Origin of the sequence: Micromonospora sp. L31 (assembly GCF_052068075.1) — a bacterium.
Classification (GTDB): Bacteria; Actinomycetota; Actinomycetes; order Mycobacteriales; family Micromonosporaceae; genus Micromonospora; species Micromonospora purpureochromogenes.
The window spans coordinates 81433-106137 of record NZ_JBQHDC010000012.1; the positions used below are offsets into that span (position 1 = coordinate 81433).

The 24705-nt window shown below is 74.6% G+C and carries 29 protein-coding genes; 19 read left to right on the forward strand and 10 right to left on the reverse strand.

Translation table 11 applies throughout. The features are described 5' to 3' along the window. Positions 1-11 precede the first annotated feature (11 nt). The 4 genes from ACTMS9_RS26275 to ACTMS9_RS26290 all read left to right on the forward strand — a co-directional run bounded on the left by ACTMS9_RS26275 (position 12) and on the right by ACTMS9_RS26290 (position 3750). Positions 12-803: a glycerophosphodiester phosphodiesterase gene (locus tag ACTMS9_RS26275; protein WP_441143812.1), complete on the forward strand. Its 792-nt coding sequence runs from the start codon at positions 12-14 to the stop codon at positions 801-803. A 52-nt stretch (positions 804-855) separates the two neighbouring features. Next, on the forward strand, positions 856-2313 hold the full coding sequence (locus ACTMS9_RS26280; protein ID WP_441143810.1) for a PAS domain-containing sensor histidine kinase: 1458 nt from the start codon (positions 856-858) through the stop codon (positions 2311-2313). 74 nt (positions 2314-2387) lie between these two features. After that, positions 2388-2804 carry an ATP-binding protein gene (locus tag ACTMS9_RS26285; protein ID WP_308495276.1) on the forward strand — a complete coding sequence of 139 codons (417 nt, stop codon included), beginning with the start codon at positions 2388-2390 and terminating at the stop codon, positions 2802-2804. 61 nt (positions 2805-2865) lie between these two features. After that, positions 2866-3750, forward strand: a complete 885-nt coding sequence (locus ACTMS9_RS26290) for a DUF5926 family protein (RefSeq protein WP_441143808.1) — start codon at positions 2866-2868, stop codon at positions 3748-3750. 50 nt (positions 3751-3800) lie between these two features. Here the strand turns inward: ACTMS9_RS26290 and ACTMS9_RS26295 are convergent, their stop codons facing one another. Next, positions 3801-5012, reverse strand: a complete 1212-nt coding sequence (locus ACTMS9_RS26295; RefSeq protein WP_441143806.1) for an arginine deiminase — start codon at positions 5010-5012, stop codon at positions 3801-3803. 162 nt (positions 5013-5174) lie between these two features. Between ACTMS9_RS26295 and ACTMS9_RS26300 the strand changes: the two genes are divergently transcribed. The 5 genes from ACTMS9_RS26300 (at position 5175) to pheA (ending at position 8657) form a co-directional block, all read left to right on the forward strand. After that, positions 5175-5912, forward strand: coding sequence for a hypothetical protein (locus ACTMS9_RS26300; protein WP_441143804.1), 738 nt, complete (start codon positions 5175-5177; stop codon positions 5910-5912). A 183-nt stretch (positions 5913-6095) separates the two neighbouring features. After that, positions 6096-6554, forward strand: coding sequence for a hypothetical protein (locus tag ACTMS9_RS26305; protein WP_441143802.1), 459 nt, complete (start codon positions 6096-6098; stop codon positions 6552-6554). A gap of 100 nt (positions 6555-6654) precedes the next feature. Then, entirely contained in the window at positions 6655-7044 is a 390-nt protein-coding gene (locus ACTMS9_RS26310; RefSeq protein ID WP_154941152.1) for an ACT domain-containing protein, read from the forward strand. Positions 7045-7183: 139 nt separating this feature from the next. Continuing rightward, entirely contained in the window at positions 7184-7690 is a 507-nt protein-coding gene (locus ACTMS9_RS26315; RefSeq protein WP_441144029.1) for a hypothetical protein, read from the forward strand. A gap of 10 nt (positions 7691-7700) precedes the next feature. Next, positions 7701-8657 (forward strand): prephenate dehydratase, encoded by a 957-nt coding sequence (gene pheA, locus ACTMS9_RS26320; protein WP_441143799.1) that lies wholly within the window; start codon positions 7701-7703, stop codon positions 8655-8657. 38 nt (positions 8658-8695) lie between these two features. Here pheA and ACTMS9_RS26325 read toward each other — a convergent pair whose 3' ends face one another. From ACTMS9_RS26325 to ACTMS9_RS26335, 3 genes are all read right to left on the reverse strand, one after another. Next, positions 8696-9421: an AIM24 family protein gene (locus ACTMS9_RS26325; RefSeq protein WP_210773886.1), complete on the reverse strand. Its 726-nt coding sequence runs from the start codon at positions 9419-9421 to the stop codon at positions 8696-8698. Positions 9422-9514: 93 nt separating this feature from the next. Further along, positions 9515-9874: a metallopeptidase family protein gene (locus ACTMS9_RS26330; RefSeq protein WP_280839077.1), complete on the reverse strand. Its 360-nt coding sequence runs from the start codon at positions 9872-9874 to the stop codon at positions 9515-9517. 99 nt (positions 9875-9973) lie between these two features. Next, positions 9974-10405 carry an OsmC family protein gene (locus ACTMS9_RS26335; protein WP_088959734.1) on the reverse strand — a complete coding sequence of 144 codons (432 nt, stop codon included), beginning with the start codon at positions 10403-10405 and terminating at the stop codon, positions 9974-9976. Positions 10406-10538: 133 nt separating this feature from the next. Between ACTMS9_RS26335 and ACTMS9_RS26340 the strand changes: the two genes are divergently transcribed. The 3 genes from ACTMS9_RS26340 (at position 10539) to ACTMS9_RS26350 (ending at position 13087) form a co-directional block, all read left to right on the forward strand. After that, positions 10539-11249, forward strand: a complete 711-nt coding sequence (locus tag ACTMS9_RS26340; RefSeq protein ID WP_441166260.1) for a hypothetical protein — start codon at positions 10539-10541, stop codon at positions 11247-11249. A 204-nt stretch (positions 11250-11453) separates the two neighbouring features. Then, complete coding sequence (locus tag ACTMS9_RS26345; RefSeq protein ID WP_441143792.1) at positions 11454-12275, forward strand: HAD family hydrolase; 822 nt, start codon at positions 11454-11456, stop codon at positions 12273-12275. After that, on the forward strand, positions 12275-13087 hold the full coding sequence (locus tag ACTMS9_RS26350; protein WP_088959731.1) for an HAD family hydrolase: 813 nt from the start codon (positions 12275-12277) through the stop codon (positions 13085-13087). The genes ACTMS9_RS26345 and ACTMS9_RS26350 overlap by 1 nt, the downstream gene beginning before the upstream one ends. A 13-nt stretch (positions 13088-13100) precedes the next feature. On the opposite strand, the gene ACTMS9_RS26355 is transcribed toward ACTMS9_RS26350, so the two are convergent. After that, positions 13101-13703 carry a bacterial proteasome activator family protein gene (locus tag ACTMS9_RS26355; protein WP_334569920.1) on the reverse strand — a complete coding sequence of 201 codons (603 nt, stop codon included), beginning with the start codon at positions 13701-13703 and terminating at the stop codon, positions 13101-13103. A gap of 80 nt (positions 13704-13783) precedes the next feature. Between ACTMS9_RS26355 and ACTMS9_RS26360 the strand changes: the two genes are divergently transcribed. Beyond that, entirely contained in the window at positions 13784-14581 is a 798-nt protein-coding gene (locus ACTMS9_RS26360; RefSeq protein ID WP_441166261.1) for an alpha/beta hydrolase family protein, read from the forward strand. A gap of 76 nt (positions 14582-14657) precedes the next feature. Further along, positions 14658-15881 carry an ABC transporter substrate-binding protein gene (locus ACTMS9_RS26365; RefSeq protein ID WP_441143787.1) on the forward strand — a complete coding sequence of 408 codons (1224 nt, stop codon included), beginning with the start codon at positions 14658-14660 and terminating at the stop codon, positions 15879-15881. A 74-nt stretch (positions 15882-15955) separates the two neighbouring features. Here the strand turns inward: ACTMS9_RS26365 and ddaH are convergent, their stop codons facing one another. After that, positions 15956-16789 (reverse strand): dimethylargininase, encoded by an 834-nt coding sequence (gene ddaH / locus ACTMS9_RS26370; RefSeq protein WP_441143785.1) that lies wholly within the window; start codon positions 16787-16789, stop codon positions 15956-15958. A gap of 59 nt (positions 16790-16848) precedes the next feature. On the opposite strand from ddaH, the gene ACTMS9_RS26375 reads away from it, so the two are divergent. Beyond that, complete coding sequence (locus ACTMS9_RS26375) at positions 16849-17307, forward strand: Lrp/AsnC family transcriptional regulator (RefSeq protein WP_441143783.1); 459 nt, start codon at positions 16849-16851, stop codon at positions 17305-17307. A 67-nt stretch (positions 17308-17374) separates the two neighbouring features. Next, positions 17375-18331, forward strand: a complete 957-nt coding sequence (locus ACTMS9_RS26380) for a zinc-binding dehydrogenase (protein WP_441143781.1) — start codon at positions 17375-17377, stop codon at positions 18329-18331. A 37-nt stretch (positions 18332-18368) separates the two neighbouring features. On the opposite strand, the gene ACTMS9_RS26385 is transcribed toward ACTMS9_RS26380, so the two are convergent. The 3 genes from ACTMS9_RS26385 to mobA all read right to left on the reverse strand — a co-directional run bounded on the left by ACTMS9_RS26385 (position 18369) and on the right by mobA (position 20458). After that, positions 18369-19481 (reverse strand): T3SS (YopN, CesT) and YbjN peptide-binding chaperone 1, encoded by a 1113-nt coding sequence (locus ACTMS9_RS26385; protein WP_441143779.1) that lies wholly within the window; start codon positions 19479-19481, stop codon positions 18369-18371. A gap of 90 nt (positions 19482-19571) precedes the next feature. Continuing rightward, positions 19572-19826 (reverse strand): DUF6457 domain-containing protein, encoded by a 255-nt coding sequence (locus ACTMS9_RS26390; RefSeq protein WP_154941128.1) that lies wholly within the window; start codon positions 19824-19826, stop codon positions 19572-19574. Beyond that, the gene (mobA, locus tag ACTMS9_RS26395; RefSeq protein ID WP_441166262.1) at positions 19823-20458 is read right to left on the reverse strand and encodes a molybdenum cofactor guanylyltransferase; all 636 of its coding nucleotides are present in this window, start codon (positions 20456-20458) and stop codon (positions 19823-19825) included. Before mobA ends, ACTMS9_RS26390 begins: the two co-directional genes overlap by 4 nt. Before the next feature lie 220 nt (positions 20459-20678). Here mobA and fdhD point away from each other — a divergent pair, with 220 nt between their 5' ends. Beyond that, positions 20679-21536 (forward strand): formate dehydrogenase accessory sulfurtransferase FdhD, encoded by an 858-nt coding sequence (fdhD, locus tag ACTMS9_RS26400; protein WP_441143775.1) that lies wholly within the window; start codon positions 20679-20681, stop codon positions 21534-21536. Positions 21537-21568: 32 nt separating this feature from the next. On the opposite strand, the gene ACTMS9_RS26405 is transcribed toward fdhD, so the two are convergent. Then, positions 21569-22627, reverse strand: coding sequence for a DUF4192 domain-containing protein (locus ACTMS9_RS26405; RefSeq protein ID WP_441166263.1), 1059 nt, complete (start codon positions 22625-22627; stop codon positions 21569-21571). Positions 22628-22777: 150 nt separating this feature from the next. On the opposite strand from ACTMS9_RS26405, the gene ACTMS9_RS26410 reads away from it, so the two are divergent. Together ACTMS9_RS26410 and moaA are read left to right on the forward strand one after the other, a co-directional pair. Next, complete coding sequence (locus ACTMS9_RS26410) at positions 22778-23692, forward strand: fructosamine kinase family protein (RefSeq protein WP_441143772.1); 915 nt, start codon at positions 22778-22780, stop codon at positions 23690-23692. Then, positions 23689-24702, forward strand: a complete 1014-nt coding sequence (gene moaA / locus ACTMS9_RS26415; RefSeq protein ID WP_441143770.1) for a GTP 3',8-cyclase MoaA — start codon at positions 23689-23691, stop codon at positions 24700-24702. The genes ACTMS9_RS26410 and moaA overlap by 4 nt, the downstream gene beginning before the upstream one ends. The last annotated feature ends 3 nt before the right edge of the window (positions 24703-24705 follow it).

A 24705-nucleotide genomic window follows, 5' to 3' on the forward strand; every position in this document is an offset into this window, starting at 1 on the left:
GAGCCGGCGCCATGGGCGATCCGCTGGTCTTCGCGCACCGCGGCGCGTCGGCCGACCTGCCCGAGCACACCCTCGCGGCGTACCTGCGTGCCCTCGACGAGGGCGCCGACGGGCTGGAGTGCGACGTCCGGCTCACCCGCGACGGGCACCTGGTCTGCGTGCACGACCGCCGGCTGGACCGGACCAGCAACGGACGCGGGCTGGTCAGCGCCCGTACCCTCGCCGAGCTGGAGCTGCTCGACTTCGGCTCCTGGCATCCGGGCTGCGTACCGGCCGACGGCGACGAGGTGCTGGACGAGTCGCACACCCGGCTGCTCACGCTGGAACGGCTGCTGGAGGCCGTACTGGCCGCCGGCCGGCCGGTCCGGCTGCTGGTGGAGACGAAGCACCCGTCCCGCTACGGCGGCGACGTCGAGCGCCGGCTGGTCGCGCTGCTGCGCCGGTACGGGCTCGCCGAACCCGGCCCGGACGACCCGGTACGGGTCACCGTGATGTCCTTCTCCCCGCTGGCCGTACGCCGGGTCCGGGAGCTGGCCCCGGCGCTGCCCACGGTGCTGCTGCTGGAGGTGCTGCCGCGCTGGCTGCGACTCGGCCGGCTGCCGTTCGGCGCCGGGATCGCCGGGCCCGGCATCGGCCTGGTCCGGGCCCGCCCGCAGCTGGTGCCCGCCCTGCGGGCCGCCGGCAATCAGGTGTACGTCTGGACCGTCAACGAGCCGGACGACCTGGAGCTGGTGCTGGCCGCCGGGGTGGACGGGGTGATCACCGACCGACCGGCGCGGACGCTGGCCCGGCTGGGCCGGTGAGGCCCACCGGACGGGGCTGCCCGAACTCCGCCCGAGGGGGCACACTCGGGACATGCCGGAGCGTACCGATCTCGCCGCCCTGATCACCGGCCACAGCGCGGTGATCGAGATGATCAATTCCGGAGACGCGGGCCTGCCCGTCCTCACCCAGCTGCTCCGGGTGGCCCGCTCGGCGGTGGGCGCGGCCAGCGTGGCCTTCGTCGAGTTCGCCCCGACCGGCGGCCGGGTCATCGCGGCCAGCGGCAACGCCAAGTGGATGATCGGCCGCCCGCTGCCCGCGTCCGACCCGGTGACCGTCTGCCTGCTCGCCGGCCCCCGGGTCCGGCAGGTCCGGGTGGACCACCTCCCCGGGCAGCTCGCCGGGGAGCTGGCCGCCCGCGGGCTGCGCCGGATGATCGGGGCCCGCGCCGAGATCGGCGGGCTGACCGTCGGCAGCCTGCACGCCCTCTACGCCGACGGCGAGGACGCCGCCGACCCGGAGGGGCAGGCCGTGCTGGGCTACGTGGCCGCCTGCATCGCCCACATGTACGGCGACCAGAGCGGCCTGCCGGTGCACGGCGACGGCCCGGTGGTCGCGGCGCTCGCCGACGGTCTGGCCGTGGTCGACCGGGAGGGGCACGTGCGGCTCTGGAACCCGGCCGCCGCCCAGGTGACCGGCCGCTCCTCCGCCGAGGCGCTGAACCGGCCGCTGCCCTTCCCGCTCCCCCCGTCCGGCCAGGTGCTCGACCACCAGATGCCGGACGGACGCTGGCTGCGGATCACCTCCGGGGAGCTGGCCGGGCCCGGCACCCAGCGGGTGGTCACCTTCCGCGACATCACCGACCAGCAGCGCCGCGACTCCGAGCGCGACCTCTTCGTCGCGGTGACCAGCCACGAGCTGCGCACCCCGGTCACCGTGATCAAGGGGTACGCGGACACCCTCACCGACCACTGGGAGTCGCTGACCGACACCGACCGCCGGCAGGCGGCCCGGATCATCGGGCAGCGCGCCAACGAACTGGCCCGGCTGATCGACCGCCTGCTCTCCTCGGCCATCGACGGCCGGCCCGGCGGTGAGCCGGCCGTGCCGTTCGACCTCGGAGAGGCGCTGCGCGCCACCGTGCCGGACCTCCCCGCCGACCTGCGTCACCGGCTCGTCCTCGACCTGCCGGCCGGCCTGCCCAAGGCGCTCGGCGACCGGCACAGCATGGCCACCGTCCTGACCGAGCTGGGCACCAACGCCGCCAAGTACTCGCCGCCGGAGTCGCCGATCGAGGTCACCGCCGGCACCGACGGGCAGACCGTGCTGTTCCGGGTCAGCGACCGGGGCATCGGCATCCGGCCCGAGCACGTGGAGCGCGCCTTCGACCGGTTCTGGCAGGGCGAGTCCGGGGACCGCCGGGGCTATCCCGGCGCCGGGCTCGGCCTCTATCTCGTCCGCCGGATCGTTGAACAGCAGAATGGATGGGTATCCCTCCGGCCGAGGAACGGTGGCGGTACCGTCGCAGAGGTGCGGCTGCCCCGGGGATGACCTGCGCGGGGCACCGGGGGACGGGGCGAGAAGGAGCGAGGGTGTCGACGCACGCGGTCGAACGTTCGTGGTGCGTGGTGGTTCCCCACCACGCCACCGGAGCGCGGCTGGCCCGGCACCGGCTCGCCGACGAACTCGCCGAGGTCGTAGCCCCGGTCCTGCTGGCCGACCTGGTGGCGGTCCTGGCCGAGCTGGTGGGCAACGCCGTCCGGCACGCCGACCCGCTGCCCGGCGGGGTGGTCCGGGTGGCCTGGCGGCTGCGGCCCACGCCGGGCGGCCCGACCGTGTCGATCCGGGTGACCGACGGTGGCGCGCCGGCCGGCCCGCGGATGCGGGCGGCCAGCCCGGACGCGGTCGACGGCCGTGGCCTGCACATCGTCGCCGGCCTGGCCAGCCGCTGGGGAGTCGAGCGGGACGGCCTGGGCCAGAGCGTCTGGGCCGAGTTCGACCCGACCGGCTCGGCCCGACCGGACCTGGTCGTCGCCGGTTGAGCCGGCCCCGGGGGCGGGTCCTCCCCACACCGTCCCGGCCGGGCCTCTAGGCTGTCTCGCCGTGAGCAAGCGTCGAAAGAACCAGCGCGCCGTCGAAGCGACCCCCCGCCGGGAGAAGGTCCGCGACATCTTCGTCCCCCGTCCCTTCGAGGGACTGGTGGACGAGCCGGAGTGGATCGCCCTGCGCGAGCTGGTGCCGGCCGCCTCCGCGCCGCTGCGGCTCACCCCGGAACTGGTCGAGGAGTACGGCGAGCGCCCGGTCACGCTCGCCACCGTGCTGCCGATGGCCGCCCCGGCGATGACCAAGCCGGACGGGCGGGTCTTCATCGGGTTGCAGCGCCACCAGCAGTCCGGTGACGTCTCCCGCGACCTGGCCGAGGCGCTGCTCTGCGCGCTGCGCACCGAGCCGGGCGGCCAGGTGACCGTGCCGCCGCTGCCGGGTCCGGGCCCACGCCTGCAGGACGTCCTGGTGGACGGCCCGCTGGAGATCACCATGCACGACGGCTTCGACTTCTGGCTGGACCCGGGCGCGGCCGACGACCCGTCGGTGCAGGCGTCGCTGGAGCGGGCGAACGCCGCGATCTACCCGACCGTACGGCTCGCCGCCGGCCGGGCCGCCTACTGGTGCCAGGTGCCGGAGAAGGCGCACGTGCGCTGGGTGCTGCCGGAGGACGAGGACACCGCGCTGGACGCGTTGTCCCGGCTCTCCGCCGCCGGCACCCTCACCCTGGGCGAGGGCACCCGCTTCGCCGGCATGTTCCGCGCGCACGGCCGGCTGGTGCCGGTCTGGGACCTGCCCGAGGACGTCCCGGCCGCCGACTGGGAGGCGCCGGCGAGCGCCTTCGCCGAGCGGTACGCCGAGATGCTGGAGGAGAAGGAGCCGCTGGACGCCGCCGGGCGGCGGGCCCGCCAGGGGCTGCTCGGCCGCCAGCTCACCCTGCGCTGACCCACGCCCGACCGGCCGCTTCCGGGCCCGCGACCGGCCCGGAAGCGGGGTCAGGGCCGTCGTAGTGGCTCGCGGACCAGCGGGCAGGACATGCAGCGCGGGCCGCCCCGACCCGAGCCCAGCTCGGAACCGGCGATCGGGATGACCTCGATGCCGGCCCGTTCGAGCTGGGCGTTGGTCTCGGTGTTGCGCTCGTAGCCGACGCAGAGCCGGGGCGCCAGGGCGAGGGTGTTGTTGCCGTCGTCCCACTGCTCGCGTTCGGCGGTGACCGGATCCAGCCCGGTGTCGATCACCCGGAGCTGGTCGAGGTCCATCGCGTCGGCGGCGGCGCGCAGGAACGGCGCGGGGCCGTCCACCCGCGGCTCCCCGTCCGGCCCGGCGATCACCGTGTACGCCGACAGGCTGCTGGCGATGTTCGGGTACATCAGCACCGCGTCGGCGTCGACCATCGTGCAGACCGTGTCGAGGTGCATGGTGGCGCGTTCCTGGGCGATCGGCACCACCAGGATGGTGTGCGCCAGCCCGGCGGCGAAGACCTGCCGGGCCAGCCGCTCCGCGCCGGCCGGGGTGGTCCGCTCACCCACCCCGACCGCGAGCACGCCGGGGGCGAGCAGCAGCACGTCGCCGCCCTCCAGGTGCTCCAGCTCGGGGTGGTAGACGGCCTGGGTGCCGACGAAGCGTGGGTGGTGGCGGTAGATCGCGTCGGTCAGGGTGGACTCCCGCCGGCGGGCCGGCATGGCGAGGCTGGTGACCCCGACCCGGTCACCGATCCACAGTGACGAGTCGCGCGTGAAGAGCAGGTTGGGCAGCGGGTCGATGACGAAGTCGTGCCGGTCCATCAGCGTCCACACCAGCCCGCCGGGGCGTTCCGGGCTGATCCGCACCTCCTCGTGGGCGAGCCCGGCGATGAACACGTCGGCCAGCGCCGCCGGATCGAGGTAGGCGAGGTGGTCGGCGACGCGGCGGCGCAGCGTCTCGCCGAGTCGGGGCGAGCGGAGCACCACCTCGGTCAGCTCGGCGCGCGCGTCGGGGACGGCCAGGGTCTCGGCCAGCAGGGTGGCGAGGTAGAGCACCTCCACGCCGCGCCCGCGCAACGCCGCCGCGAAGGCGTCGTGCTCCTCCTGCGCCCGTCCCACCCATGGGATAGCGTCGAAGAGCAACGAGTCGTTGTTGCGGGGGGTGAGCCGGGCCAGCTCGGGCCCGGGGCGGTGCAGCAGCACCGTGCCGAGCCGACCGACCTCGCTGTCCACGTAGTGGGTCACCCTCGCAGCGTAGGGCAGGTGCGAAGGGCGTTCGGGAGAGAAGTGTGGATGAATATGGCATTCATCCGCACTCATTCCGGCGCTCCAACTTGCCGTACCCGGGGGATGGCAACGTAGGGTAGTGAGGACATAACTTCGAGGGACCTTTTGCCGGAGGTCGCGATGACTGTCTTTCCCGCTCGTCGAGCCGTACCCACCCGGGCACTGCCGCCCGTGGCGGTGCCGCACCCCCGGACCGAGGCGCCGTCGGCGCTGGAGCCGGCCCGCCCGACCCCGTTGGAGTGGGCCCGCCGCCGTCGGGCGGAGCGCGGCGCGCGCCGGCTGGAGGCCGCCGGGGCGCGCGCGCTCGGTCAGCTCGACCACCTGGGCCCCGCCTGGCACGTCATCGAGTGGCCGCGTACGGACGTCGCCGACGTGCTGCTCGACCGCGGCCAGGACGACCGGGCCGGTTTCCTCGCCATCGGCCCGAGCGGGCTCTTCGCGGTGAGCATCGCCGACCACGGGCGCGCCCGGGTGCTGGTCGCCGGGGACGTCGTCCAGATCAACGGCAAGCGGCCGCCGTACGTGGCCGAGGCGCGGCGCGACGCCAAGCGGGCGAGCAAGGCCCTCTCCGACGCGGTCGGGCTGCCGATCCCGGTGACGCCGGTGCTGACCTTCGTCGGCTCCGGCGTCATCAGCGTCTACGGCCTGCCCAAGGACTGCCTCATGGCGACCCACCGGGAGCTGGACCGGCTCCTCGTCGCCGGAGGCAACCGGATCAGCCCGGCCACCGCCGAGAAGCTGTCCCGGGTCGCGCAGCAGCCGCAGACGTGGCTCAACGGCACGTACCGTCCCGCCGCCGACTACCGGTGGTACGACGAGGGCCGAACGGCCGCTGACAAGCCGGCCGCCCGCCGGTAACGTCACCGACGACGCCACGGCACCCGGTGTTCACCGAGGTCACCCAAGGTCCGCGCCGTTGCCGGCCGCCCGGTCGTTCCGGGCATCCGATCGTCACCGGCGGCCGGTGACAGCAGCGCGGTACAGCGACCGTCGCGGCGACCGGCTAGCGTGGACAGACCGTCGGTGTACATAGGAGGCTCGGTGGCCCACGTCGAACTCTCGCTCTCCGAAGTGTTCGCGCCGGCGTCGCGGACACCGACAGAGCCGGGGTGCGACAACGTCGGGCAGTGGTCGGCCATGGTCTCCCACGCCGAGGAGCCCTGCCTGCTGATCGACGCGGACACCCGGGTCGTGGCGATCTCGTCCGCCGGCTGCGACCTGCTGTGCCTGGGCGCACCGGAGGACGTGGTGGGCCTGCCGCTGCTGGAGGGCGGCCTGCGGCTGCTCGACTTCACCGCCGCCCGGGGCGAGCTGACCGAGCAGGAGACCGACAAGATCCCGCCGCTGCTCGCCCTGCACTCCGGCCGGCTGGCCCGGGGCCTGCTCCGGGTCCAGCCCGCCGGCGAGGACGTGCCCGACGCCACCGTCGACGCCATCTCCACCCCGGTGCTCACCGACGGCTCGGTCGCCGGCTCACTCACCTTCTTCTCCGAGATCTGACCTGCGCCCTTCTCCGAAATCTGACCTGCGTCCGAGGTGTGGCGGGCGCCGCACGCCGCGATGCTGGGGCGGGCCGGCACCGACGCCGTAAGGTGCCCTCATGCTCGATGTCGCCCTGCTCCCGGGGGAGTACGCCGTGTGCCGGCTGGCCGCCGGCACCTCCCTGCCCCCCGCCCTGTGGGCCGAGCCGGGCGTCGCGGACGTGGTCACGGTGAGCTGGACGGCCGACGGGATCTCGGTCATCTGCCCCGCCGGCCGGGCGCCCGCGCAGGCGGACGTCGAGACCGACTGGCGGTGCCTGCGCGTGGTCGGGCCGGTCGGCCTCGCGCTCACCGGCACCCTCGCCGCCCTGGTCGACCCGCTCGCCGAGGCCCGGGTCAGCGTGGTCGCGTTCTCCACCTACGACACCGACCACGTGCTGGTCCCGGCGGTACGCCTCGGCGAGGCGACCGGCGCGCTGGAACGGGCCGGGCACCGGGTGCTGCGCTGACCTTCACCGCGCCGCCGGATCCTCCTACGATGGGCTCGGCCACCCCCGGCCGTCCCGACCCGATGCCCACCCGAGGCTCGATCCCCCCGAGGACCGGTCCGTGCCGCCTGACGCACCGCACCGCACCCCACCCCGCCGGCTGGCCGTCGCCGGCGTACTGCTCGCCGTCGTGCCGCTCGCCGCCTGCGGCGCCCCGCCGGAGCCCGCCCCCGCGCCGGTCACCAGCTCCCGGCCGGCGCTCGTCACCCCCGCGGCGCCGACCGCCGCCCCGCCGGTGACCCCGCCGCTGGGCATCGCGCCGACGCTCCCGCCGACGCCCAGCCCCACGCCCGGCCTGGTCGCCGTCGCCTGCGCCGGCCGGCCCTCCGCCGACCGGGTGGTGGGGCTGCTGCGCGGCCGGGTGCTCCCCCGGGGCGTGTCGGTGCGCGCCACCCAGGGGCCGCTCTGCGCGGCCGACTGGCAGTACACCGTGCTGGCCGTGACCGGGCACGAGGAACTCCAGGTGGTCACCCGTACCGAGTCCGCCGCGTTACGCCTGGTCACCGCCGGGACCGACGTCTGCTCGATCGAGGTGCGGACGGTCGCGCCGCCCGGCATCCGGACGTTGGCCTGCGACGCCGGCACGGGGGCGGTACCCGGTGCGTAGGCTGGGCGACATGCCCGGTACACCACCGACCCGTTACGTCTACCTCGGACCCGAGGGCACCTTCGCCGAGCAGGCGCTGCGCACCGTGCCCGCCGCCGAGCACGGCAGCCGTACGCCGGCGCGCAGCGTCGGCGAGGCGCTGGAGAGCGTCCGGGCGGGGGACGCCGACGCGGCCCTGGTGCCGCTGGAGAACTCGATCGGCGGCGCGGTCGGGGTGACCCTGGACGAGCTGGCCGAGGGGGACCCGGTGGTAATCACCCGGGAGGTGATCCTGCCGGTCGAGTTCGTGCTCGGCGCCCGCCCCGGCACCACACTCGGCGCGGTCCGCAGCGTGGCGGCCCATCCGCAGGCCTCCACCCAGTGCCGGAACTGGCTGCGGAACCACCTGCCCGACGCGACGGTGGTCGACGTGCTCTCCAACGGCGCGGCGGCGGCCGGCGCGGCCGCCGGTGACTACGACGCGGCGATCTGCGCCCCGATCGGGGCCACCCGGCACCGGCTGGCCGTGCTCGCCGACAAGATCGCCGATCATCCCGACGCGGTGACCCGCTTCGCGCTGGTGTCCCGCCCCGGCCCGCCGCCGCCCCCCACCGGGGACGACGTCACCTCGCTCGCCGTCTACATCGCCCACGACCGGGTGGGTGCCCTGCTGTCGGTGCTGATGGAGCTGGCCGTACGCGGGGTCAACCTGACCCGGATCGAGTCCCGCCCGACGGGCGAGGCGCTGGGCCGGTACGTCTTCTTCCTCGACTGCACCGGGCACGTGGCCGACGTACGGATGGGCGAGGCGTTGCAGGGGCTGCGGCGGGTCTGCGCCGACGTGCGCTTCCTCGGGTCGTACCCCCGGCACCGCTGGGTCGACGGGACGGCCGAGCGGCCGGTCCCGGCGCCCGCCGGGCTCTCCGACGCCGACTACGCCGACGCGGCGGCCTGGCTGGCCCGGCTGCGGGCCGGCGAGCTGAGCTGACCCGGCGGGGCACCCGGACCGGGCACCCCGCCGACCCGTCAGCTGAGCAGGCCGCCGAGCAGGCCACCCTGCTGCTGCTGCTGGGTGCCGCTGCCCATGACCGGCGGCTCCTCGGAGGGCTGCACCACCACGAAGCCCTGACCGGCGAAGCTCATCGTGAACGCCTCGCCGGTGCTGCGGCCGAGCAGCGTGCCCAGGCCGAGCTGCTCGGCCCGGTGGTAGCCGGTCTGCAGGTTGGCCGACCAGCAGACGGCGGCCTGCGGGTCGACGTAGGTGGGGGCGTCGACGTTGAGCACCACCGGGGTGCCCTTGGTGGTGATGGCGATCCGGCCGTGGCCGCTGAAGACGCAGTTGAACAGGCCGGACGACGAGGCCATGCCGGCGCCGCCGACCATCTTGATGTCGTACGACAGGGTCGAGTCGAAGGCCAGCACGCTGGAGCCGTTGATGGAGAGGGCGTCGCCCGGCTCCAGGTCGATGATGTGCACGTCCTTGGCCAGCTCGGCGAGGAAGACGTCACCCTGGCCGCTGAGCTTCATCAGCGGCACACCCTCACCGGTCAGCCGCTGCTTGATGAACTTGCCGATGCCACCGGAGCCGAGCGCCTGGAACTGCACCTGCCCCTGGTAGGCGACCATCGAGCCGACCCGGGCCATGGCCTCGCCGTTCAGCTCGATCTTCAGCATCTTGGAGTTCTGCAGCCGCATGCCGGGCTGGGCGGACTCCTTCTCGAGGTTCTCCGCGGAGAACAGCGCGCTGCGCATCGGTTTCCTCCTGGTTCGGGGTGTGTCTCACCGGAGGGTAGGTGACCAGCGCAACCGGTCGCATCGGCCGAGCGGGGCCGCCGAGCAGGACCGTCAGCCCCAGCCCAGGGCGTGCAACCGGTCGTCGTCGATGCCGAAGTGGTGGGCGATCTCGTGGACCACGGTCACCGCCACCTCGTCGACCACGTCGTCCTCGCTGTCGCAGATGCGCAGGATCGGGCGGCGGTAGATGAGGATCCGGTCCGGCAGCACGCCGGTGTAGTCCCATCCCCGGCTGGTGAGCGCGTGCCCCTCGTAGAGGCCGAGCAGGTCCTCGCCGGGCGGCGGGTCGTCCTCGACCAGGATCACCACGTTGCTCATCAGCCCGAGCAGCTCCTCGGGCACCTCGTCGAGGGCTTCCCCGACCAGCTCCTCGAAGCGTTCCCGGCTCATCTCGACCGCCACGCCGTCCATTGTCCCCGACGCCGGGCGACCCGCCCGGTCAAGATCCGCGCGGAGCCACGGAAAGGGTGCCGGTCCGGCACCCTTTCCGTCGCGTACGACCGGTCGGGGTCAGGAGGCCAGGCGGGCGGAGAGGCTGATCTGCGCGCCCGGGGAGAGCAGCCGCGAGATCGGGCAGTTCTCCTTGGCCGCCTCGGCCAGCTTGGTGAACTGCGCCTCGTCCATGCCCGGCACCTGGCCGACGGTCTCCAGGTCGATCCGGGTCACGGACATGCCCGCGTCGGTCTTGTCGAAGTGGACCTTGGCAGTGGTGTCCACCGACGAGTCGGTGGCGCCCGCGTCGGCGAGCTGCTTGGAGAGCGCCATCGAGAAGCAGCCGGCGTGCGCGGCGCCGATGAGCTCCTCGGGGTTCGTCCCCTCGCCCTCCTCGAAACGCGACTTGAAGGAGTAGTTCCCCTGGAGTCCGCCCTTGCCGGTGCGGACGGTCCCGGAACCCTCGGTGAGGTTGCCCTGCCAACGTGCGGAAGCGGTACGGATAGGCATGCACCCGACGCTAACCGAAACCGCACCGTCGGGCGACCGACCCGGCGTACCCACCGCCGCCACGTCGTGCCCCGACCGGCGCCGCCCGGCGTGTCATGATGCGGTTCAGGCCCGCGACGGCGGAAGGTGGCCGATGTCCCAGGATCTCCCCGTCCCGCGCCAGGAGGACCGCTCCGACGGCACGGCCGTCGTCGAGTGGGGCTCGCCGTCCCCCGCCCCGGCCGGAAGGTGGGGCCGGGCCCTCGGCGGGCTCGGCCGGGACCGCCGGCTGCCCCTGGTGCTGGCCGTCCTCGGCGCGGTCGCGGCGATGGCCTCCCTGGTCGGCGAGTGGCTGGTGATGACGCTGCCCAACGGGGGCCCGGAGGGCAACGTCACCGTCCGGGTGCCCGGCGGGGTGGCCGAGGTCGACGGCTTCGGGGTCGCGTACCTGGTGGGGCTGCTGCTGCTCGCCGCCGTGACGGCGCTGGCCCTGCGCGGCGGCCCGGCCGTCCGGCGGGAGGCGCGGCTGGCCGGTCTGGCCGTGGCCGGCGCGCTGCTGGCGCTGCTGACGGCGACCGCCTTCTCGCTGGACGACTCCGGACAGCGGGCCCTGTTCTACTCGTCCGAGGACGGCTTCCGGGTGGACTACGGGCGGGGCCTGGTGATGGCCTTCGTGGCGACCGCGCTGGCCGGGGCCGCGCTCCAGCTCGCCGGCCGGCAGCCGGCCGAGCGGTCGGAGGAGGACACCGACCCGGAGGCGGAGCCGGTCGACTACCGCCGGCCCGGCCGCGTGGAGGACGACGGCCCGGCCGACCTCACCGTCACGCCGACCGTGCCGTTCGCCCGTCGGGAGTCGGCCGGCTGACCGGCCGTCCCGACCGGGCCGCACCGGTGCGGCGGCGCCCACCGGGACGGGGCCCGGGCGTCACCGGGCGTTGGCGCCGGATTCGCCGGAACGCCGTGGTCGGGGCCGGTACCGCGAGGTACGGTTGCTGCCCGCCGTCACTCCGGGTCGAGGCACCGATGACCGAAACGGCTGGCTGCGACGGCGGCGGGCGAAGGAGGAACCATGATCCGCCCGGGCCTGCCCAAGCTGATCGCCACCGATCTGGACGGGACGCTCGTCCGTAGCGACGAGACCGTCTCCGCGTACACCCACCAGGTGCTCGACCGGGTGCGGGCCGCCGGCATCCCGGTGGTCGGCGCGACCGGTCGCGGCCCCCGGCTCAAGGAACTCACCCGCAACGACATCCGCGCCGCCGACTTCCTGGTGATGGCCGGCGGCGGCTGCGTGGTGGACCAGAGCGACCCGGCCGGCCCGGTGGTGCTGCGCGACGAGCGGCTGCCCGGTGAGGTGCTGGCCGGACTGCTGGCCGACCTGGAGGCCGAGGTCGGGCCGCTGACCGTGATGGTCGAGGCGTCCGCCGAGCAGGACGCGCCGCTCTGGGGCGACTACCACCCGAGCTGGCCGTACCAGGACCGGTTCGAGGCGCGCAGCCGCGCCGAGTGCCTCTCCTGTGACGTGATCAAGGCGTTCGTCCGGACCGCCGACCACCACGTGGACGAGCTGCTGGCCACCGCCCGCCGGATCGTCCCGCCGCAGGTGGCCACGCTCACCCAGGCCGGGCTGGGCTTCGTCGAAATCTGCCCGCCGGGGGTGGACAAGGCCACCGGGCTCAGCGTGGTGGCCGAACGGCTCGGCGTCGACCCGGCGGAGGTGCTGGTCTTCGGGGACATGCCCAACGACCTGCCGATGTTCTCCTGGGCCGGCTGGGGCCGGGTGGCCGTCTCCAACGCGCACCCCGCAGTCCGCGCCGCCGCGGACGAGATCACCCTGCGCAACGACGACGACGGGGTCGCGGTCTACCTGGACCGGCTACTCTCCCGGTGATGGGAGAGACACCCCGACTGGTCGCGACCGACATCGACGGCACGCTGCTCGGCGACGACCGGACGCTCAGCGCGCGTACCGCGACGGTGCTGGAGCGGATCTGCGCGCAGGGCACGCCGGTCGTGCTGGTCACCGGCCGCCCGATCCGCTGGCTCCAGCTCGTGTACGACCAGCTCGCCGCCCCGCTGCCGGCGATCTGCGCCAACGGCGCCGTGGTGTACGACCCGGTCGCCGACGAGGTGCTGCGGGCCGACCCGCTCGCCCCGGAACTCCTCGCCGAGGTGGCCCGCCGGCTGCGCGCCGCGGTGCCCGAGGTGAGCTTCGCGGTGGAGATCGTCGACAGCCGGCAGATGCGGCACGAGGCGCACTACCCGCTGCGCTGGGACGCCGACCACGACGCCATCCGGGCCGTCGAGTCGCCCGAGGAGCTGCACTCCGTACCGGCGGTGAAGCTGCTGGCCCGGGCCGGGGAGCAGGACCCGGACGTCTTCGTCCGGGTGGTGGCCGGGGCGCTGCAGGGGCTGGCCGAGGCGACGCACTCGTCGTACAGCGGGCTGGTGGAGATCTCCGCCGCCGGGGTGACCAAGGCGGCCGGGCTGGCCTGGTACGCCGCCCGCCTCGGCATCCACGAACGCGACGTGCTCGCGTTCGGCGACATGCCCAACGACCTGCCGATGCTGACCTGGGCCGGTCGGGCGGTGGCGGTGGCCAACGCACACCCCGCCGTCCTGGAGATCGCCGACGAGGTGACCGGAGCGAACTCCGCCGACGGCGTGGCGGCGTACCTGGAGAAGGTCTTCGGGGTGGGCTGAGCGGACCGGCCGGTCAGAGGTACTGGCCGGTGGGATGCCCCTCGCCACCCTGCGGCTGGCCGATGCCCGGCATGCCCGGCACCATCCCGCCGGGACCGCTCGGCAGCGCCTGCCGGCCGGAACGCATCTGCTCCAGCTGCACCCGGGCGGCCATCTGCTGGGCGACCAGCGCGGCCTGGATGCCGTGGAACAACCCCTCCAGCCAGCCGACGAGCTGGGCGTGGGCGATGCGCAGCTCGCCCTCGCTGGGCGCCTTCTCCTCGGTGAAGGGCAGCGAGATCCGCTCCAGCTCCTCGCGCAGCTCGGGGGCGAGGCCCTCCTTGAGCTCGACGATCGACCGCTCGTGGATCTCCCGCATCCGGTGCCGGCTGGCGTCGTCCAGCGGGGCCGACTTGACCTCCTCCAGCAGCTGCTTGATCATGCTGCCGATCCGCATCACCTTGGCCGGCTGCTCGACCAGGCGGGTCGGGTCCTCGCCCGCCTGCTCGTCGGTCTGCACGGTGCCGACCGGGCGCCCGTCCGGCCCGATCACCACCACGGTGCCCGAGTGCCCGGTGTCCTCGGTGCCCGGCTCGTCGTTCTGTCCAGCGGAGTGCGCGTCGGTCATGGCACCCATCTTTACCCACGCCCGCGAGCCACACGCGGTGGGACCGGTCACGCCCCCCGGCCGGTGGCGGTCGCGCTACCGTCGCCGACATGCCCGCCGACCCGCGCGCCGTGCTCACCCGGCCCGCTCCGCCCCCCGATGAGACCCTCGCCTACGGCGACCACCCCGAGCAGATCGTCGACCTGCGCCGCCCCGCCGGGGACGGCCGGGCCCGACCGCTGGTCGCGGTGCTGCACGGTGGCTTCTGGCGCGCCGAGTACGACCGGACCCACACCGGCCCGCTGGCCACCGCGCTGGCGGCGCTGGGCTGGCCGGTGGCGCAGCTGGAGTACCGGCGGACCGGGCAGCCGGGCGGGGGCTGGCCGGGCACCCTCACCGACGTGCTGGCCGGGGTGGCGGCGCTGCCCGCGCTGGCCGCCCGCGCCCTGCCGGGCCGGGTGGCCGCCGGGCCACCGCTGCTGCTCGGGCACTCGGCCGGTGGGCACCTCGCGCTCTACGCGGCGGCGCACGCCCCGGCCACCGTACGGGGGGTGCTGGCGCTGGCCCCGGTCGCCGACCTCGCCGAGGCGTACCGGCTGGACCTGGACGGCGGGGCGGTGGCCGCGCTGCTCGGCGGCGGCCCGACGGAGCACCCGGACCGGTACGCGGCGGCCGATCCACGGGAGTTGGTGCCGCTTCGGACACGTACCGTGATCCTCCACGGGGTCCAGGACCTGCAGGTGCCGGTAACGATCAGCCGGGGTTACGCGGCTGCGGCCAAGGCGGCGGGGGCCGATGTGAGCCTCGTTGAACTGCCGGAATGCGAGCACTTCGGGCTCATCGACCCGGAGTCGGCCGCCTGGCCGCGCGTCAGAGCCGCGTTGCAGTCGCTGCACAAAGATCACTAGCCATTGACGCAGCGTCGTCAACCAGGTAGAACGCCGAGGGGGCGGTGACGCCCCGCAACGCTCCGGAAGGATTTTGGTGTCGCAGATGAACCGCAGGCGCGCCCTGCAGCTGCTGGCCGCGCTCGGTACCACCGGGCTGGTCGCCGGCTGCGGCACGGACGACGAGGCTGAGCCGGTCGCGACCGGCTCGCCGATCAAGATCGGTCTCGTCGCCCCCGAAAGTGGCTCGGGCAAGACCATCGGCGAGGACCTCGTCAACGGCTTCGAGCTCTACCTGGCCACCCACGGCCAGCGCCTCGGCGGGCACCCGGTGACCCTGGTGAAGGCCGACGAGGGCGACAGGGCCGAAACCGGTCAGGACGCCGTCAACGGCCTGCTCAAGCAGGGCGTGCTCGCTCTCACCGGGGTGGTCAACCCGACGGTGATGTCCGGCATCCGGGACATCGTGGAGAAGGCCCGGGTGCCGCTGATCGGGTCGAACGCCTCGCCGGTCAGCCTGCAGAGCGTGGTCTACATCTGGCGCACCTCGTACGTGCTGGACGAGCCGGGCCGGGCGCTCGGGGCGTACCTCAAGCAGCGGCTGCCGGCCGGCAGCCGGGTGTTGATCATCGCGCCGGAGGGCGGCGCCAGCCTCGACGTCGTGCAGGGCTTCCGCCAGGGCTTCGGCGTCGACGATCCGCGGATCGCCGGCGAGCCGGTCTGGACGAACCCCACCGCCAACCCGGGCGAGAGCACGTACGCCTACGACATCCGGCAGGCGCTCAACCGCAGGCCCACCGCGATCTTCTGCCACTTCTCCGGCACCGCGGCCATCCAGTTCATCAAGCAGCTGCGCCGGCACCGCCCGGCCTACACCGGGCCGATCTACGCGCCCGGCTTCCTCACCGAGGGCAGCGTGCTCAACGAGGTACGCGGGGTGCTGCTGGACAAGGAGGAACGGCTGCTGCCCGGCCCGATCCAGACCGTGTCGAACTACTCGGCCGACCTGAACAACAACGCCAACCGGATCTTCGCCTCCGCGTACCGCAAGACGTTCAACGTCTCGCCCAGCACCTACGCGATGGCCTCGTACGACGCCGCCCAGGTGCTCGACGGGGCGATCCGGATCGCCGGGGCGAACCCGACCCCGCAGCAGGTCAACCTGGCCCTCGGCAAGGTGGGCCAGATCGACAGCCCGCGCGGGGTGTGGCAGTTCAACCAGCCCCGCACGCCGCAGCAGCGGTGGTACCTGCGCACCGTGCAGTTCGACGGCCGGCTGCTGTCCAACGTCATGCTCAACGAGATCGCCACGCTCGGCTGAGCGCGGGGCCCCGTACGCACTGAGGGCCGGTCTCCCCGGGGGGAGGCCGGCCCTCGGCGTACGCCGTGGTGGCGTCAGTGACGCAGCTCGGCGATGCAGCACTTCACGCTGCCGCCGCCCTTCTTCAGCTCGGCCAGCTCGACCGGCACCGGGTGGTAGCCGGCCGCCTTGAGCTTGCCGGCCAGCCGGGTCGCCTCGCTGTTGAGCACGACGTTGAGCCCGTCGCTGACCAGGTTCAGGCCGAAGGTCATCGCATCCTCGTCGTCCGCGATCACGGCGTCGGGGAAGAGCTGGGTGAGCACCTTCTGGCTGGCCGCCGAGAAGGCGCCCGGGAAGTAGACGATGTTCTCGTCGTCGATCGAGGCCAGCGCCACGTCGAGGTGGTAGAAGCGCGGGTCGATCAGGCGCAGCGACACCACCGGCCGGCCAAGCGCCTCCTGCGCCTCGGCGTGCGCCGGCAGCTCGGTGCGGAAGCCGTGGCCGGCGAGGACCAGCCCGCCGTGCGCCTCCGGCAGGTACGCGAAGTCACCCTCGCCCTCGTTGGTCTCGCTCGGCGCGATGAACCGCCAGCCCTGCGACTCGTAGAACGCCCGGTGCGCGGCGGCCTCGGCGGTCCGCTGCTCGTGCTTGAACTGGGCGCCGTAGACCGTCCCGTCCACCACGAAGGCACCGTTGGCGGCGAAGACCATGTCCGGCAGCCCGGCCTCGGGGGTGAGCAGGTGCACGTCGTGGCCGAGGCCGACCAGCGTTTCCCGCAGACGGTCCCACTGCTTGACCGCCAGCTCCGCGTCGACCGCGGTGGTGACGTCCATCCACGGGTTGATGGCGTACTCGACGGCGAAATGCTCGGGCGAGCACATGAGATATGTCCGCTTTCGCGGCACTCGCTGCTGGTTCACGGTGACCAAGAGTAGGTAGCGTAGAACTTTGGTAACAGCCAGAACTCTTGCTTTCTGAAGGCGGAACGTTGCAGATAGACGCGGTCGACCAGCGAATCATTGCGTTGCTCGTGGCGGACGCTCGCGCGTCGTACGCCGACATCGGCACCCGGGTGTCACTCTCCGCTCCGGCGGTGAAGAGACGCGTCGACCGGCTCCGCTCCGCCGGGGTGATCCGGGGCTTCACGGCGGTGGTCGACCCGGCCGCCGTCGGCTGGACCACGGAGGCCTTCGTCGAGCTCTTCTGCGCCGGCCGGACCACCCCCGCGCAGATCGGGGTGGCCGCCCGGCGGCACCCGGAGGTGGTCGGGGCGTACACCGTCTCGGGCGAGGCGGACGCCCTGGTGCACCTGCGGGCCGCCGACATCGCCCACCTGGAGGAGGCGCTGGAGCGGCTGCGGGCGGAGTCGTTCGTGACCTCCACCCGGAGCACCATCGTGCTCTCCCGCCTGGTCGAGTCCCCCGGCGTCGGGCCGTCCACCGGCTGACCCGCGCTTGACCTCAACCCCACTTCATGTCGTCGACTGGGCCGGACGGGCGGCGTGAGGGGGGATCGTGCGGGCGGTGTGGCTGCGGGAGTTCGGCGGGCCGGAGGTGCTGGTGCCGGGAACGGCGTCCGACCCGACGCCCGGGCCGGGGCAGGTGCTGATCGAGGTGGCCCACGTCAACCTCACCTTCGTCGAGACGATGTTCCGGGCCACCGGTTTCGGGCCGTTCCGCGGCCCGTTGCCGGTGATCCCCGGCAACGGGGTCGGCGGCGTGATCGGCGCGGTGGGCCCGGACGTGGACCCCGGGCTGGTCGGCCGACGGGTGGTCAGCGGCACCGGCGGCTCCGGCGGGTACGCCGAACGGGTCGTCGTGGACCGGGCCGCGCCGGTCGAGGTGCCCGACGCGCTGGCGCTGGACGACGCGGTGGCGCTGCTCGCCGACGGCCGCACCGCGCTGCTGCTGGCCGACTCGGCAGCCCCCAAGGCAGGGGAACGGGTACTGGTCGAGGCCGCCGCCGGTGGGGTGGGCGGCCTGCTGGTCCAGCTCGCCGCGCGGGCGGGAGCACGGGTGGTGGGCCTGGCCGGCGGCCCCCGCAAGACGGAACTGGTCCGGGCGGCGGGCGCCGACGTCGTGATCGACTACCGGGAGCCCGACTGGGCCGACCGGGTACGCGCCGCGACCGGTGGGGTGGACGTCGTCTTCGACGGCGTCGGCGGCGACGTTGGCAGTGCGGCGTTCGACCTGCTCGACCCCGGCGGTCGGATGCTCAGCTTCGGGCTCGCCTCCGGCAGCTGGACCGACGTGCCGGCGGAGACCGCCACGGCGCGCGGGGTGACGCTGCTGCGACCGACCGCCGGCCCGGACGAGCTGCGCGCGCTCACCGGGCGGGCGCTGGCCGAGGGCGCGGCCGGGCGGCTGCGCCCGCTGATCGGGCAGCGGTTCCCGTTGGAGCGGGCCGCCGAGGCGCACGCCGCGATGCAGTCGCGGGCCACCGTCGGCAAGACCCTGCTCGACGTCGGCTGACGAGTCGGCGCACGGGGCGAGCGGGCGCCGCCGGAAGTCAGAGGTACATGCCCGTCCGGTGCTCGGAGTCCGCCGGCCGGCTCGGCTTGTCACCCTCGCCGAAGAACCGCTTGCCGCCGAACTCGCCGTGCAGCCGGTCGTCCAGCTCGTCGGCCAGCCCGGTCATCACCTGCACCGCGAGCATCAGGTGGGTGGCCTGGAAGTTGCGGCCGAAGACCGGGATGGAGGCCCAGACGGTGTCGTCGGCGCAGTAGAGCCGGCCGATCGGCATCCGGTTGGTCAGCTCGGAGAGCTTCACGTAGAGGCGCTCGGTCGGCTCCACCTCGGTGAGCACCGGCGAGAAGACGTCGACCAGCGGCGGGTTGTCGCGTACCCGGACGAACACCATCGCCGAGCCGGCCCGGATGTTGATGTCGCCGTCCGAGTCCACCTGGAGCTGGTCGGACTTCGACTTGAGCATGGTCGACACGACGGTGCGGACCCGCTCCTCCAGCGCGAGCACGTCCTCGCCCTCTTCGCTCTTCTGCGCGCTCGCGGCGGCGGCCAGCGCCTCGTCGAGGTCCGCCTCGACGTCGCGGTCCGGGCCGAACTCGCTGCGCGCGGTGCCGAGCGGTTCGGCCGGCAGCGGCTCCCCCTCGGCGTCGTGCACGAGGTAGACGAGGAAGGCCGGGTGCGGGGCGCCGTAGACGTCGCGCAGGGTGCGGGAGAGCAGCGCGGCCACCTTGCTGGCGTCGGCGGTCGAGCCCTCCAGGCCGAACTGGTCCCGGGAGCCCTCCAGCACGCCCGGCGGCGACCAGCCCAGCGCGATCATGTCCGCGACGGCGGCCCGGTCCAGCCGGTAGCCCTGCGGCAGGGTGGCGTTGCCGACCGCCCGTGCGGAGACCCGCCCCCCGTCGCCCACGTCCACGCTGATCGAGTAGATGGCGTTGCCGGTGCCGGAGGCGGTCGGGTCGAGGGTCAGCTCGACGTGCGCCCCGGTGGGCAGCGCGCGCAGCCGCTCGGCCAGGGCGCGGGCGAACTCCCGCCACGCCTCGGTCACCTTGGCCCGCAGGTCGGCCGTGCTCGGCTCGTCCAGCAGGACCGACTCGTGCTGCTCCGGCGAGCTGCCGGGCTGATCACCGGTCGGCTTCGAGGGGTGGTCTGCCGTCATGATCGCCTCCGTCCGTCAAGGTCACCCTACCCAGGCCCACCCGGTGTCGAATCCACCGCGACCGGGATCGGACAACGCGGCGGGTGCGACTCAGTCGGGGCGGTCGCCGCCCAGCTCCACCGGCCAGGTCGCGGCCAGGGCGCTCAGCCGCGCGGCGGCGCCCGCCGGGTCGGCGCCGCGCCCGACCGCCACCCCGAGCAGGTACGCGCTCACCGGCGCGCCCGGCCGCAGCACCTGGTGGGCGACGTCCCTGGCCAGGTCGAGCACCGTCGGCACCGGGACCTCGGCCGGGTCGAGCCCCAGCTCGGCGCAGGCCGCCGTCAGCCAGTCGTCCATCACCGTCATCGCGTCCACTCCTCAGCCCGGCGTACGTCCGAGTCAGTGTCGCAGTCGAACCACGGCGGCGGGCCGCTGCCGGACCACGGCAGGTCACGCACCCTCAGCTCGGCGAGCAACTCCCGCATCGAGGCGCCGTCGGGCGTACCGCCCCGACGCCCGACGAGGCGGGCCAGCGCGTCCCGCAACGCCGCCGCCCGCCACACACCGCACAGCGGCTGCCGCCGGCCCCGGTCGTCGAGGAGGCAGACCCCGTCCGGCCCGTCGTCCCCGTGACCGCGCGGCGGCGCCCCGTCGGGCTCCGGGTGCAGCGTGCGCAGCAGCACGCCGACCGCCTCCCGGGTGAGCAGCGGCAGGTCGGCGGCGAGCAGGGCGACGGTGGTCGTGTCGGGGGGCAGCAGTGCGAGCCCGGCTGCGGTCGCCGCCACCGGGCCACCGCCCGGCGGTCGCTCTCGGGTCACCAGCACGTCGCCGGGGACCGCGTCGGCCGGCCCGACCAGGATCCGCGGGGCCGCGTCGGCGACGGCCGCCAGCACCCGCTCCCGCATCGGCGTTCCGCCGACCGGCAGCGCCGGCTTGTCCCGACCGCCCATCCGGCGCGCCGCCCCGCCTGCGAGCACCACCGCCGCGTACGCCGTCACCGGGCCACCGTAGCCTCGCGCCGACCCGTCCGCCCGGCCGGCGTCGTCGTCCGCCCTCCGCCGCCGACGTCGCGGGATCGGCGGGCCCGCACGCCGGCCGGCGTCCTGGTGCGGGTCGTCGGCCCGTGCGCCCTACCCCACCAGCGAACTGGATCGGCGGGCCCGCCGGCCGGCCGGCGTCGTGGTGCGGGTCGCTCGGCGGGCGGGGGAGGATGGCGGGATGGGACGGGCGACTGACCGGCGGAGTGTGCTCCGCATCGACCTCGACGCGGTGGCCGACGGACGCGCCCCGGTACGCCGGCCGGACACCCTCTCGGTGGAGGAGCCGCTGGAGATCCGGGTCGGCCCGGCCGGTCCCGGTCGACGCCGGCCGCTGGCGGTCACCATGCGTACCCCCGGCGACGACATCGACCTGGCGATCGGCTTCCTGCTCACCGAGGGGCTGATCCGGTCGACCGAGGACGTGCTCACCGCCCAGCTCTGCGCCGGGGCGGAGACCCCGAACACGTACAACGTGGTGGACGTGGTGCTCGCCCCGGGCGTGCCGGAGCCCACCACCGACCCGTCCCGGAACTTCTACACCACCAGCTCGTGCGGGGTCTGCGGCAAGGCCAGCATCGAGGCGGTGCGGACCCGGTCGCCGTACCCGGTGGTGGACGATCCGCTCACCGTCCGGGCCGAGGTGCTCGCCGCGCTGCCCGACCGGTTGCGGGCGGCCCAGCGGGCCTTCGACCGCACCGGCGGCCTGCACGCGGCGGGGCTGTTCACCGCCGAGGGCGAGCCGGTGGTGCTGCGGGAGGACGTCGGCCGGCACAACGCGGTGGACAAGGTGGTCGGCTGGGCGGTGCGGGAACGTCGTCTCCCGCTGGCCGGGCACCTGCTGCTGGTCTCCGGTCGGGCCAGCTTCGAGCTGACCCAGAAGGCGTGGATGGCCGGCGTACCGCTGCTCGCGGCGGTCTCCGCGCCCAGCTCGCTCGCCGCCGACCTGGCGGAGGAGGCCGGGATGACGCTGGTCGGCTTCCTGCGCGGCCGGACGATGAACGTCTACGCCGGCGGGCACCGGATGCTGGTCGACTGAGCCGCCCGCCGGCAGAATTTCCCGCACGACCCTCATCCGAGGCCCCGCCGCACGTGTCGTCGCCGGCGGGGACGCCGCCGGACCACGCCCGGCTCTCCGACGGCCGGCCAGCCGTCCAGCTCGGCCGGGGGTACGCCGCGGCGGAGCAGGTCGTCGAGGAGCTGGGCCAGGGAGTAGTCGGGGTGGACTGCCAGCGCCCGCTCCAACGCGACCGCGGCCAGGGCGCCCTGGCCGGCTCGCCAGGCGGCGAAGGCCAGCAGGCTCGCCGGCGCCGCGATCAGCTCCTCCTCGGCGCGGCGCAGCACGTCGCCCCAGAGGTCGATGTCCTCCTCCCGCCCGTCGGTGCGTTCCCAGGCGTGGTCGCGCACCGGGAGGTGGGTCAGGAGCAGGCTGAGCCAGGCCACCTCGTCGTCGGTGAGCCGCTCGCCCTGGCGGTGCGCCCGCCGGGCGTCCCGCACGGCGGCGACGCCGGCCGCCCGGATGGAGCGACCGCCGAGCAGGTCGGCGGCGGGCGCCTCCTCCAGCAGGGTGAGCAGCCGCCGCTCGGCCCGGACGCCGGCCTGCCGCATCGCCGCCCGGTCCTGCCCGTCGGCGGCGGCCACCTGGGCGGTGAGAGCGGCCCGGTCGGGCAGCGCCACCTGACCGGCGTAGACCGCGGCGGCGCTGACCTCGCTGCTGCCCGGGTCGTACGGGGTGCCGTCGGGCGGACAGCAGGCCGCCTCCGCGCACAGGTACGACCAGTACCGGCCGTCGGTCACCCGCATCGCGTCGAGCACGGTCAGGCCGGCCGTGGTCAGTGCGGCGCGTACCGCGTCGACGGTCGGGGTGACCCGGTCGGCCGGGCCGTACCCGATGACGGTGGCGGCGTCGGCGTCCTGCCGGCCGAGGACGCCGCCGAGGTGGTCGGCGGGCAGCCGGGGGTCGGTGCCACGGTCGGGCAGGTCGGCACGGGCGGCGAAGACGACCCGCTGGGCGCGCATCGCCACCACGACGACGCTGTCGGCGGGATGGAAACCGAGCAGGTACGGCACGGCGGCGAGCAGGTCGGCGGGCGAGCGGACGGTGAGCCGGGGGCGGTCGGTCGCGGTCATGCCGGCAGCCTGCGACCCGGGGGACGCGTCCGACAGGCCCTGTGGACGACACGCGGGTTGTCCACAGACACGGAGAGTGTTCCCACAGGTCATTGATTTGCCAGGCTTCGGAATCCCCCGGTTGCGGCAGGGAGCGGCTACCTTGCGCTGATGGACCTGGCGTACCTGCGGGCGCACCCGGAGCACCTGCCGACGTTCCTGACCCACCAGCGGATCCGGGAGACGCCGGTCTCCGGCGGGGACGTCTGCGCCGCCTCCCGGCTCACCCTGGACGACGGTCACTCCGTCTTCGCCAAGAGCTGGCCGGAGCGGGCCGACCAACCGGTGCCCGAGGGCTTCTTCGCCAGCGAGGCGGCCGGGCTGCGTTGGCTGCGCGCGGCGGGCACGGTGGCCGTACCGGAGGTGGTGGCGGCGCTGCCGGAGCTGCTGGCGCTGGACTGGGTGGAGCCGGGCGAGCCGTCCCCGGAGGCGGCCGAACGGTTCGGCCGGGAACTGGCCGGGATGCACCGGGCCGGGGCGTCCGCCTTCGGCGCCGACTGGCCCGGCTTCATCGGCCCGCTGCCGCAGGACAACACCCCCGACGAGGGGCCCTGGCCGGACTGGTTCGCCCGGCGTCGGCTGCTGCCGTACCTGGCGCTGTCGGTGGACGGCGGCGCGCTCACCGGGGCGGACGCCGCGCTGGTGGAGCAGGTTGTCGCCCGGATCGGCGAGGTCGGCGGCGACGAGCCGCCGGCCCGGCTGCACGGCGACCTGTGGCCGGGGAACGTGCTCTGGGGCGTGGACGACCGGGCCTGGCTGGTCGACCCGGCCGCGCACGGCGGGCACCGGGAGACCGACCTGGCCCAACTGGCCCTCTTCGGCGGCGCGCCGCACCTCGACCGGATCGTCGGCGCCTACCGGGAGGAGTGGCCGCTGGCCGACGGCTGGCGGGACCGACTGCCGCTGCACCAGCTCCACCTGCTGCTGGTGCACACCGCCGTCTTCGGCGCGGCGTACCGGGATGCGGTAATCGGGGCCGCCCGAGCAGCGCTGGGCGGGACCGGCCGCGCTACGGTCGACGGGTGACCGTCGCCCCGCCCGCCGAGGGCGTCCTCGCCGACCGGTACGGCCGTGTCGCCCGGGACCTGCGGGTCTCGCTGACCGACAAGTGCAACCTGCGCTGCACGTACTGCATGCCGGCGGAGGGTCTGCCTTGGCTGGCCGGGCCGCAGCTGCTCGGCGACGACGAGATCGTCCGATTGGTCCGGGTCGCCGTGGAACGGCTCGGGGTGACCGAGGTCCGCTTCACCGGCGGCGAGCCGCTGATCCGGCCGGGGCTGGCCGGCATCGTCACCGAGGTGGCCGCGCTGACCCCCCGCCCCCGGATCTCCCTCACCACCAACGGCATCGGCCTGGACCGGCTCGCCCCCACCCTGCGCGCGGCCGGGCTGGACCGGGTGAACGTGTCGTTGGACACCCTGGACCGCGACCGGTTCAGCCGGCTGACCCGGCGTGACCGGCTGGCCGACGTGCTCGCCGGGCTGGCCGGCGCCGCCGCCGCCGGGCTCACCCCGGTCAAGGTCAATTCGGTGCTGATGCGGGGCGTCAACGACGACGAGGCCCCGGCGCTGCTGCGGTTCGCCCTCGACCACGGCTACGAGCTGCGGTTCATCGAGCAGATGCCGCTGGACGCCCAGCACGGCTGGGACCGGGCCACCATGGTCACCGCCGACGAGATCCTGGCCTCGCTGGCCGGCGCGTTCGCCCTGACGCCCGACTCGGCCGAGCGGGGCGCGGCCCCCGCCGAGACCTGGCTGGTCGGCGGCGGACCGGCCCGGGTCGGCGTGATCGCCAGCGTCACCCGGCCGTTCTGCGGCGACTGCGACCGGACCCGGCTCACCGCCGACGGCCAGATCCGGGCCTGCCTCTTCGCCACCGAGGAGTCCGACCTGCGCGGCGCGCTGCGCGGCGGGGCGGACGACGCGGAGCTGGCCCGCCGCTGGCAGGTGGCCATGCGGGGCAAGCGCGCCGGGCACGGCATCGACGACCCCACCTTCCTGCAACCGGCCCGGCCGATGTCCGCGATCGGAGGCTGAGCC

Bases quoted from the DNA above. Each gene is read 5' to 3' on its own strand.
- ACTMS9_RS26275 (WP_441143812.1), top strand. From the start codon at position 12: ATGGGCGATCCGCTGGTCTTCGCGCACCGCGGCGCGTCGGCCGACCTG.
- ACTMS9_RS26280 (WP_441143810.1), top strand. From the start codon at position 856: ATGCCGGAGCGTACCGATCTCGCCGCCCTGATCACCGGCCACAGCGCG.
- ACTMS9_RS26300 (WP_441143804.1), top strand. From the start codon at position 5,175: ATGACTGTCTTTCCCGCTCGTCGAGCCGTACCCACCCGGGCACTGCCG.
- ACTMS9_RS26310 (WP_154941152.1), top strand. From the start codon at position 6,655: ATGCTCGATGTCGCCCTGCTCCCGGGGGAGTACGCCGTGTGCCGGCTG.
- pheA (WP_441143799.1), top strand. From the start codon at position 7,701: ATGCCCGGTACACCACCGACCCGTTACGTCTACCTCGGACCCGAGGGC.
- ACTMS9_RS26325 (WP_210773886.1), bottom strand. From the start codon at position 9,421: ATGCGCAGCGCGCTGTTCTCCGCGGAGAACCTCGAGAAGGAGTCCGCC.
- ACTMS9_RS26330 (WP_280839077.1), bottom strand. From the start codon at position 9,874: ATGGACGGCGTGGCGGTCGAGATGAGCCGGGAACGCTTCGAGGAGCTG.
- ACTMS9_RS26335 (WP_088959734.1), bottom strand. From the start codon at position 10,405: ATGCCTATCCGTACCGCTTCCGCACGTTGGCAGGGCAACCTCACCGAG.
- ACTMS9_RS26340 (WP_441166260.1), top strand. From the start codon at position 10,539: ATGTCCCAGGATCTCCCCGTCCCGCGCCAGGAGGACCGCTCCGACGGC.
- ACTMS9_RS26345 (WP_441143792.1), top strand. From the start codon at position 11,454: ATGATCCGCCCGGGCCTGCCCAAGCTGATCGCCACCGATCTGGACGGG.
- ACTMS9_RS26350 (WP_088959731.1), top strand. From the start codon at position 12,275: ATGGGAGAGACACCCCGACTGGTCGCGACCGACATCGACGGCACGCTG.
- ACTMS9_RS26355 (WP_334569920.1), bottom strand. From the start codon at position 13,703: ATGGGTGCCATGACCGACGCGCACTCCGCTGGACAGAACGACGAGCCG.
- ACTMS9_RS26360 (WP_441166261.1), top strand. From the start codon at position 13,784: ATGCCCGCCGACCCGCGCGCCGTGCTCACCCGGCCCGCTCCGCCCCCC.
- ACTMS9_RS26385 (WP_441143779.1), bottom strand. From the start codon at position 19,481: ATGACGGCAGACCACCCCTCGAAGCCGACCGGTGATCAGCCCGGCAGC.
- ACTMS9_RS26390 (WP_154941128.1), bottom strand. From the start codon at position 19,826: ATGACGGTGATGGACGACTGGCTGACGGCGGCCTGCGCCGAGCTGGGG.
- fdhD (WP_441143775.1), top strand. From the start codon at position 20,679: ATGGGACGGGCGACTGACCGGCGGAGTGTGCTCCGCATCGACCTCGAC.
- ACTMS9_RS26405 (WP_441166263.1), bottom strand. From the start codon at position 22,627: ATGACCGCGACCGACCGCCCCCGGCTCACCGTCCGCTCGCCCGCCGAC.
- ACTMS9_RS26410 (WP_441143772.1), top strand. From the start codon at position 22,778: ATGGACCTGGCGTACCTGCGGGCGCACCCGGAGCACCTGCCGACGTTC.